This window comes from Oceanobacillus luteolus (genome assembly GCF_023715655.1).
Classification (GTDB): domain Bacteria; phylum Bacillota; class Bacilli; order Bacillales; family Amphibacillaceae; genus Oceanobacillus; species Oceanobacillus luteolus.
The window spans coordinates 1-8,928 of the sequence record NZ_JAMBON010000068.1; the positions used below are offsets into that span (position 1 = coordinate 1).

7 protein-coding genes are annotated in these 8,928 nt (G+C 37.6%); 4 read left to right on the top strand and 3 right to left on the bottom strand.

Annotation, left to right across the window (positions count from 1 at the left end):
• Positions 1-222: 222 nt before the first annotated feature.
• Together M3210_RS19070 and tnpA are read left to right on the top strand one after the other, a co-directional pair.
• On the top strand, positions 223-1,623 hold the full coding sequence (locus tag M3210_RS19070) for a purine-cytosine permease family protein (protein WP_251517717.1): 1,401 nt from the start codon (positions 223-225) through the stop codon (positions 1,621-1,623).
• Positions 1,624-1,851: 228 nt separating this feature from the next.
• The gene (tnpA, locus tag M3210_RS19075) at positions 1,852-2,322 is read left to right on the top strand and encodes an IS200/IS605 family transposase (protein WP_251511490.1); all 471 of its coding nucleotides are present in this window, start codon (positions 1,852-1,854) and stop codon (positions 2,320-2,322) included.
• A gap of 112 nt (positions 2,323-2,434) precedes the next feature.
• On the opposite strand, the gene M3210_RS19080 is transcribed toward tnpA, so the two are convergent.
• From M3210_RS19080 to M3210_RS19090, 3 genes are all read right to left on the bottom strand, one after another.
• Positions 2,435-2,656: a hypothetical protein gene (locus M3210_RS19080; RefSeq protein WP_251517720.1), complete on the bottom strand. Its 222-nt coding sequence runs from the start codon at positions 2,654-2,656 to the stop codon at positions 2,435-2,437.
• A 212-nt stretch (positions 2,657-2,868) separates the two neighbouring features.
• A complete protein-coding gene (locus M3210_RS19085; RefSeq protein ID WP_251517722.1) occupies positions 2,869-3,723 on the bottom strand; it encodes a malate synthase in 855 nt (284 codons plus the stop codon).
• Positions 3,724-4,139: 416 nt separating this feature from the next.
• Entirely contained in the window at positions 4,140-4,664 is a 525-nt protein-coding gene (locus M3210_RS19090; RefSeq protein WP_349774385.1) for a TetR-like C-terminal domain-containing protein, read from the bottom strand.
• A gap of 374 nt (positions 4,665-5,038) precedes the next feature.
• Between M3210_RS19090 and M3210_RS19095 the strand changes: the two genes are divergently transcribed.
• The gene (locus M3210_RS19095) at positions 5,039-6,982 is read left to right on the top strand and encodes an efflux RND transporter permease subunit (RefSeq protein WP_251517727.1); all 1,944 of its coding nucleotides are present in this window, start codon (positions 5,039-5,041) and stop codon (positions 6,980-6,982) included.
• A complete protein-coding gene (locus M3210_RS19100) occupies positions 6,982-8,796 on the top strand; it encodes a YhgE/Pip domain-containing protein (RefSeq protein ID WP_251517724.1) in 1,815 nt (604 codons plus the stop codon). Before M3210_RS19095 ends, M3210_RS19100 begins: the two co-directional genes overlap by 1 nt.
• Positions 8,797-8,928 lie beyond the last annotated feature (132 nt).

Below are 8,928 nucleotides of genomic sequence, written 5' to 3' on the forward strand. Positions count from 1 at the left end.
TTTGGATTTGGATGGGTTACCACCTGAATAAATCCATTATAAAGGACTTTTTATTTGCATTAAAGTAAATTAGCGAAAATTCGGGGTCTTGTTAATATTTAGTCTTAATTAATGCAACGCTAGTGATGTGATACACTTAAATAGTTATTTGATTTTTGTGATGCAGAACACAATATCAAATTTAAATTTTGCTATATAATAAAAGAAGGGAAGTTGGTATCTATGAGATCTGTGCAACATACAGATCACAAAGTAGAGGAAAATAAAAGTGATGATTATTCTTTAGATCGAGTTCCTCGTAGTAAAAGAAACATGGGATGGTTAAGCATTACCAATATCACTTTTGGTATTGCAACAGCAATTTTTTACTTCCAAATGGGAAGTGTTATGGCACTTCAATTTGGTGCAATCAATGCAATTATATCTGCTATATATGCGATTATTGTAGCTGGAATATTAGGTACGTTTATTGCTTACTTATCTGCAAAATCGGGAATGAATGTGAACCTATTATCCAGAGGCGGCGGATTTGGTTATATTGGTGCATCGCTCACCTCATTTATTTACGCCTCAAACTTTATTATGTATTGTGCCCTCGAAGGTATGATACTTGTTGCGGCGGTCCACGCGTTTTTCCCATCAATCCCTGAATGGGTATTAATAGTCTTCTTTGGTTCCATTGTCATTCCATTAAATTGGTTTGGAATTAAGCAGCTTGATAAATTACAGAAATGGTCTCTACCAATATTTTTTGTGTTTTTAGTAGCAGCAATTATTATGGCAGCACTTACACCATCACTTTATGAAGGCAGCTTTTGGACATACATGCCAGAAGGTGTTCAAGTAGGCGGTACAGCATTGTTGCTTTGTATTGGAATGCAACATGGTATCATGGGTCTTACCCCACTCTTAGCTTCTGATTATGCACGATTCTTAAAACCTAAGGATATGAAAGTTGGTATCTGGGCAATTGGATTTATTCCGCAAATCTTCTGTTTTGGAGTAATGGGCGGTCTTGGAATTTGGTTTGGTGTCCGTTTAGGAGAACCGAATCCAGGTGTATATATTGTTATGCTTCTCGGTATTTGGGGCGTGTTATTTACAATGATCACTCAAGTCCGTATCAACGTTACTAATATTTATAGTGGTTCATTATCTCTATCGAATTTCTTTGAAAATATCTTCAACTTTAAACCGGGTCGTCGTTTCTGGGTAGTTGTCACTGGTGTCAGTGCAATTGTTCTCATGCTTGCCGGCATTGTGAATCACCTAGGTACTGTCATGACCTTCCAAGGTGTATTCCTGATGACTTGGGCGACAATTCTAGTAGCGGATGCAGTAATTGTAAAACGCCTATTGAAAATTGGGCCAGGCTATTATGAGCCGAAACAACGGAATCTATATAAATGGAATCCGGTCGGAGTTGTATCTTTAATTGTAGGAAGTGGTCTTGGTACTGTTGCAGCACTAGGTTATTTCGGAGAATTCCTGCAAAGTACAGCAGCGTTTTTCGCTGCCATTCTAGCTGCAATCCTGACAGTTGTTATTGCAGTTATAACAAAAGGAAAATATTATGTAAAAGTTGAAGACAAGTCTGTTGAAAAAGAAGATATGATCGCTTAATAATCAATGGCTTATCTTTGATTAATCCAATAGTATACCTTATATTTACAAAAACATCTATCCAACAAGGATAGATGTTTTTTGTATTTATTTATGGTCTTCGAAAACCCTCGGCTACGCCGGGGGTTCCGTAGAGCTTCTAGCGTGGGGTCAAAAAAGGCCTCCTTCATGGTAAAATATGGTTGGTTTCCCGACCACCAGATCTCACCAAAGAAGGAGGCGCGTCCCATGCAGGACAAGAATAGTTTAGCACATACGCAGTGGAGATGTAAGTATCACATTGTTTTTGCACCAAAATACAGGAGACAAATTATCTACGGTAAGTATAAAAGAAGTATCGGACAAATTATAAGAGAGCTCTGCGAAAGGAAGGGGGTTGAGATACACGAGGCAAATGCATGTAAAGACCATATTCATATGCTGGTAAGTATTCCACCTAAATTAAGTGTGTCTCAATTCATGGGTTATCTAAAAGGAAAAAGTAGTTTAATGATTTTTGATCGTCACGCGAATTTAAAGTATAGATATGGTAACCGCAAATTCTGGTGTCGAGGTTACTTTGTAGATACAGTGGGCCGAAATAAAAATCAAATTCAAGAATATATAAGGAATCAGCTTAAAGATGACTATATGAGTGATCAATTAACGTTATTTGAGGAATTTGATCCATTTACAGGAGAGAAAAATCAAAAAAGATAAGAGATTCTTTAGAATCAGTGAGTAAGTGTGGTGCAGAAGGGAAACCCATTCAGTGGGCCTTTTAGGCCGAGGCCGGTAATAGAGGCTTTCAGCCGCAGAGCAAACCACCAGTTCACACTGGTGGTTTTGATTCATTTTTATGGAATAGAGGGCTGAATAATAAGTAAACAAGTGTTATCGCTATGCAAATTAAAATTGTGTGACTCACTATCGTTGGTTCTCCCACTATAGCTGCGATGATATCGCTTAAAGAAAAAGGAAGAATAAGTGGTACGATAAATAGACCGATGAGCAATCCGGATAATGCATAAAAAAGATATTGTTTTTTACTCAAACGCCTTCACCCCTATTATCTTTGATTGGTTTCAAGCTTAAGTAGATACAGTATTTCGTTAATTAAACATTAGCTCATTTTTAGTAAAATTACAACAATATAATGATTTCTTTCTATTAAGTAGGTTCAGATAATAACTAGTGTGATAATAAATTTAGAAAATAAATAGAAAAAGCCCACTATCCAACCGTTGGATAGTGGGCTATCTATGTTTAACCTTGCATTAACGCGCCATTGCGTTCTGGAATTTGATTCGGGTCCAGCTGATTCATCTTACAAAAGTGTAGAAAGAAATCTTCTGCAAGCTGTCGTTCTTCGGCATCACTTTTCAAGTCAATTATATCTTTTAAGATTTGGGCTGCCCATAAATTATCAAAGTAGCGATACTTACCGGTATTCCAAGTCATTCGATGTGGGTATTTTTCATTAATATAATAATTCCAGAATAGCATCTTTTCGGATTCTTCTTCTGTCAGTTTTATTTTAAATTTGGAGTGGGCAGGAACCATACCATCTTCAGCAGTCTTTCCGACAAATGTTTCACCTACCATGTATAATCCTTCAATCGTGCGTTTTTCCTCATTTTCTTTCGGGTCACGTTTGGTAAGCAGAACAATACTGTTTTGGTGCAGACGAACAGGCTTATTTGGCTGTCCTTTATTTTTTCCGCTTTTAATTTCACCAGAGTAGATTTCCCAATCAGTAAATACTTGCTCATCTTCCGATTCGTCGAGCCAAAAGACGAGTTGGGAACTTTCATGGAGTTTATGGTTTTTTAACATTTTTTTAAGTTCATTTACGCGTTGTTGCTCTAAATGTCGTTGTGCTTGTTCCTCTTCCCGTTTCTTTTCTAATATTTCTTGTTTTTCTTCGAGCTTGATGATCGTTTGTTTCAACGTAGCGTTCGCTGATTCATCTTTGAGCTTTAAAAATTTACCAAAGGCATCAGGAAAAACAAACTTCTTCGTTTCCTTATTAAAATCAATCGTAACAAATTTTTCGTCTTGGTCGACAATATTCCCTTCACCAAAACTCTTGTGCATAACTTCTTTGTCAATCAGATTCATTTTTCCACTCCTTTGATTTTCACATGACTTTTTCTTGGCGACCTTCAAATAGAGTAAGTATCGTTATAGCCAATATCTTATGGAATAAAAAAACCGCACCAAATTTGATCTGCAAAGAAGATGCGCCAGAAAGAATTATAGTCATAAAATTATTACATCTATATTATATCATTATTTTCCAAAACACACAAGTTATCTATTGACTCCATTAAATAACCTATTGTATAATATAAAATTTACATAAATGTAATGTTCTTATGAATGCGCTCACGGAAGTTATTTTCAAGGCATTTTTCATATAAGGCAGGTGACTTTCTTTATGTATAAATTGTTCTATTGTAAATCTTTTCTCGCTTAAAAAGTAGGCCAGTTATTCTATGCTTGTCCATAAATTCCGTGATTAATCAAGTTGTTGATTAGCTCCGCCATTTCTTTTGGTGATTCCGAACGTCCCTCAGATAACCAATTTTTAAGACTTCAATACTCCCGCTAATAATAAACTTTGAAACATATTCAGGGAGATGGGTGTTCTTTTCCTCTGAAGTCATTTTATTCATCATAAATTGCTCCGCGACATGTCTTACTTTCCGTTCAAAGGATAATTCTCCACTTTTATTTAATAAGATTTGCAACTCCTCGTGTTTTGCTGAAAAGTATTGAATTAATTTTTCCGTCATCCGCAAAGCATCTTCTTTTTCCTGTAAATTGTAGGTGTGGAGATATTTCCTCATGTCTGCGATGATCTCATCTTCTATCGTCTCCAATAGTTGAAATGGGTCCTGATAATGTGCATAAAAAGTAGAGCGATTTATATCGGCTAGCTCGCAGATTTCCTTGACGGTGATTGAGGAAAATGTTTTCTGTTTTAACAGTTTCAGTAAACTGTCTTTTAAAACCATCCGTGTATATTTTTTTCTTCTATCTAATTTTTCAGATGTCATGATTTTGTCACCTTTCTTTTATAGGATATCCAACAGTTTAAAAAATTATGTTGATTAATGAACATATGTTAATAAACTGTCTGTTGATTATCCAACACCGTGTTTTATATAATGTTATCGTGATGTTTTTTAGTTGTAAAGATTCTTATGTATAAGCGAGCAGTAATTCCTCAAGACTATCAAACTTGCGGAGGGATTAATCCGTACATGCTTGATTGCCTCAACTAATATTCATTTACTATCTTAAGAGAGGATGAGACACAATCAATATTGCATCTTGGATTATTGAAAAAAGAAAAGCAATTGTCATTACGTTTGTCAGTATCGCTGTGATTAGTGTCTTTCTCCAATTCTTCGTATCTGTCAATTATAATATGGTGGATTATTTACCGGACAATGCTCAATCGACTGAAGCGTTAGAAGTCATGAAAGAAGAATTCGACGGTGCGATACCTAACACAAGTGTATTGATTTATGATGTTTCGATACAGGAGGCATTGGTATATAAAGAAGAGCTGGCAGCGATAGATGGAGTTACAGATATCGTTTGGCTGGACGACGTAATCGATATAAAGACTCCGATAGAAATGGCTGATCAAAGCTTAGTAGAGAGCTATTATCATGATAACCATGCTCTATTTTCTTTTGTAGTTGAAGATGGGGAAGAAGTACGTGTTACGAATGAGATATACGAGCTTATCGGTGAGGAAAATGCTATGGCAGGGGAAGCTGTTGATACAGCCACTCAGCAGAACATGGCATTCACGGAAACAATGTATGCAGCAGCATTGCTTATCCCGATTATTATCATTATTCTCGTCCTATCGACGACATCTTGGGTAGAGCCACTATTTTTCTTAACGGCTATAGGAATCTCTGTCCTTATTAATCTCGGAACCAATATATTTATTGGAGAAATTTCCTTTGTGACCCAATCGGTTGCACCAATCCTTCAATTAGCAGTATCACTGGACTATGCGATATTCCTGTTACATAGTTTTTCAGATTATCGGGAGAAGGTGTCTGATCCGAAGGAAGCGATGCGGCTTGCAATTAAACGTTCCTTTCCGGCGATTGCTGCCAGTGCATCAACAACTTTTTTTGGTTTTATCGCCTTAAGTTTCATGAACTTTGAAATTGGTTCAGACCTTGGATTTAATCTTGTTAAGGGAATAGTTTTCAGTTTTATCAGTGTCATGGTCTTCTTGCCGGCGTTGACAATCATCTGCTATAGATGGATTGATAAAACGCAGCATCGTCCGTTCATTCCAAAACTGAATAAAATTGGGAATGGAGTTTTGAAATTAAGGATTCCAGTCACGATAATTGTATTTATTTTAATCGTGCCTGCATTCCTCGCTCAAAGCGAAACCAATTTCATTTATGGTATAGGTGACCAGCCAGAGACAACAAGACAAGGTACTGATATAAAAAAAATTGAGGAAGAATTTGGAACAAACAATCAAATTGTTGTCTTGCTGCCTCGAGAGGATCTTGGGAAGGAAGAATTGCTCGCACAAGAATTGGCTGACCATCCAGAAGTGAAAAGTGTGGTTAGCTACGTGACAACTGTCAGTGCCGCAGTCCCGCCTGAATATTTAGAGGAAGAAATAACTCAACAATTTTATTCGGACAGCTATAGTCGATTTATTTTAAATACAACGACGGAAGTGGAGGGGGAACAGGCCTTTGCGTTCATAGAGGATGTCAGCGATACGGTTGGAAACTATTATGATGATTACTACATGCTTGGTGAAAGTGTGACATTGTATGATATGAAGAATGTCGTTCAAGAAGATAATACATTCGTAAATACAATGACAATCGTAACCATCGGACTGGCATTACTCATCGCCCTGAAGTCCTTATCTTTACCGATTGTACTTCTGCTCACGATTCAAGCTGCGGTTTGGATAAATCTTGCTATACCATATTTCACAGAATCACCACTTGTTTTCGTCGGTTATTTAATCGTAAGTACGGTACAGCTTGCAGCGACAATCGATTATGCTATTTTACTTACGGAGGATTATACAATTAAACGTAAAGAGATGCCGGCATTGCAAGCAGTCAAACAATCATTGAATGATAAATTTTTCTCAATTATCATTTCGGCCTCCATCTTATCAAGTGTTGGATTCATTCTCTGGCTTACATCAACAAACCCAATTGTATCATCCATTGGACTTCTATTAGGAAGAGGCGCACTGTTGGCATTTATCCTAGTTATTGTGTTCCTGCCAGCATTGCTCGTATTTTTAGATAAGATAATTGAAAAAACAACGTGGAAAGCGAACTTTTATAAGGAGGAGAGATGATGCGAAATTTGAAAAAGAGCTTCATAGTTTTTATATGCTTGCTTCTCTTCTTGCCGACTGTAACTCCTGTGACTGCTTCGCCGAATGAAGAGGAGAACACGGAAAAGACAGGGAGAGTGAAAGGAAAGGAAGAAGTCGTGTATGCGACACTTAGTCCTGTTGGTGAAGAAATAGAGTTATATGTAGTCAACAGTCTCGAGGTTTCGGAAGCAGGACGTATCATTGATTACGGTAATTATGGGGCTTTAAAGAATCTCACTGATTTATCGGAACTGAATCAATCGGGTGATGCTGTTGAAATGACAGCTTCTGAAGGGAAATTCTATTATCAAGGAAATTTAGATGATGCCGAATTGCCTTGGGATATCGGAATCACTTACTTATTGGATGGAAAGGAAATAGATCCTAAGGAACTTCCTGGTAAGGATGGCGAATTCGAAATAAAAATTGAAACAAACGCTAATGAGACAGTAAATCCTGTGTTTTTCGATAACTACCTATTGCAGATTTCCTTTGCATTTGATGGGGAGAAAACGAAAAACGTCGAGACGGAAGAGGGGGTGTTAGCCAATGCTGGTAAAGATATCCTCGTAACGTTTACTGTCATGCCAGAAGAGGAAGCAGTCCTCTCTGCCGCAGCTGATGTAACTGATTTTGAGCTCAGCAGTATTGATATTAACGCTATACCACAAAGTATGTCTATTGAAGCCCCGGATACAGATGAATTCACGGAAGATATCGTAACTTTGGCTGATGCGCTTGAAAGTATTGATGAAGGTGTGGTGGAATTAAGAAACGGTACGGCAGACCTGTATGATGGCACAAAAGCGCTTCGTCAAGGATCAGCTGAATATAAAAAAGGTATTACTGCACTGGATAACGGTTCTAATGAACTAGTTACCGGTTCATCAGCAATCAACGAGGCACTTGCAACGATCCATCAATCACTTTCAAAGGCGGAAGATATGGACCTCGGTGAAATCAATCAAGTGGTGGAAGGATTATCAGAGCTTGCAAATGCATTAAGAGAAATTGAAAGTGGCTTGGTTGTGTTAAAGGATAACTACGGAAAAGCTTACAAAGCACTAGATGGAGCAATCGAAGGAATTCCAGTCCATCATTTAGCTGAAGATGAAATAGGTGCATTGCTTCAAAGTGATGCCAACCAGGAAACGGTAGGTAAATTGCTTGAAGTGTATGAAGCAGCTTTGACTGCAAAAGGTACGTATGATCAAATCAAACAGGCTTTTGAAGCGGTTAATGGCACTTTGAGTACGGTGACGGATTCCCTTTCAACCATGGCCGATTCTATGGAAGAAATGGTGGATGGATTTAGTGGCTTACTAGAAGGGATGGATTTTTCTAGTGGAATGAAGGAATTGCAAGAAGGGATTTCTACTTTATCAACAAATTATAAAGAGTTCCACAAAGGTCTTGTTGCCTATACAGATGGGGTGAATGAATTATCGACAGGTTATGAGGAGTTGGATAAAGGAATCGTTGAATTAAATGAAGGAAGCGGACAGTTGGCAGGTGGAGTATCTGAGCTCCAGGCCGGCACTTCTGAACTGGCAGATGCAACAAGAAATATGCCAGACCAAGTGACTGAGGAAATTGACAAACTCCTAGACCAGTATGATAAATCAGATTTTGAACCAATATCGTTCGTTTCAGAAAAGAATGAAGAAGTGAATTCTGTTCAGTTTGTATTGAAGACTGAGCCGATTGAGAAAGAAGAAGCAGTTGAAGTGGAAGAAGTGAAAGAAGAGAAAAGCTTCTGGCAAAAATTATTAGATTTATTTTCTTTTTCATGAATCACGAGGCTGGGACATAACTAGCCGAAAACAGTAATTAAAAAGGATCCAAGCAATCAAAACTTTGCTAGGATCCTTTTTTGAGTCAAATTTATCATTATCGGTCTTTAGATTGGGGTTGTTGGCGGTGAA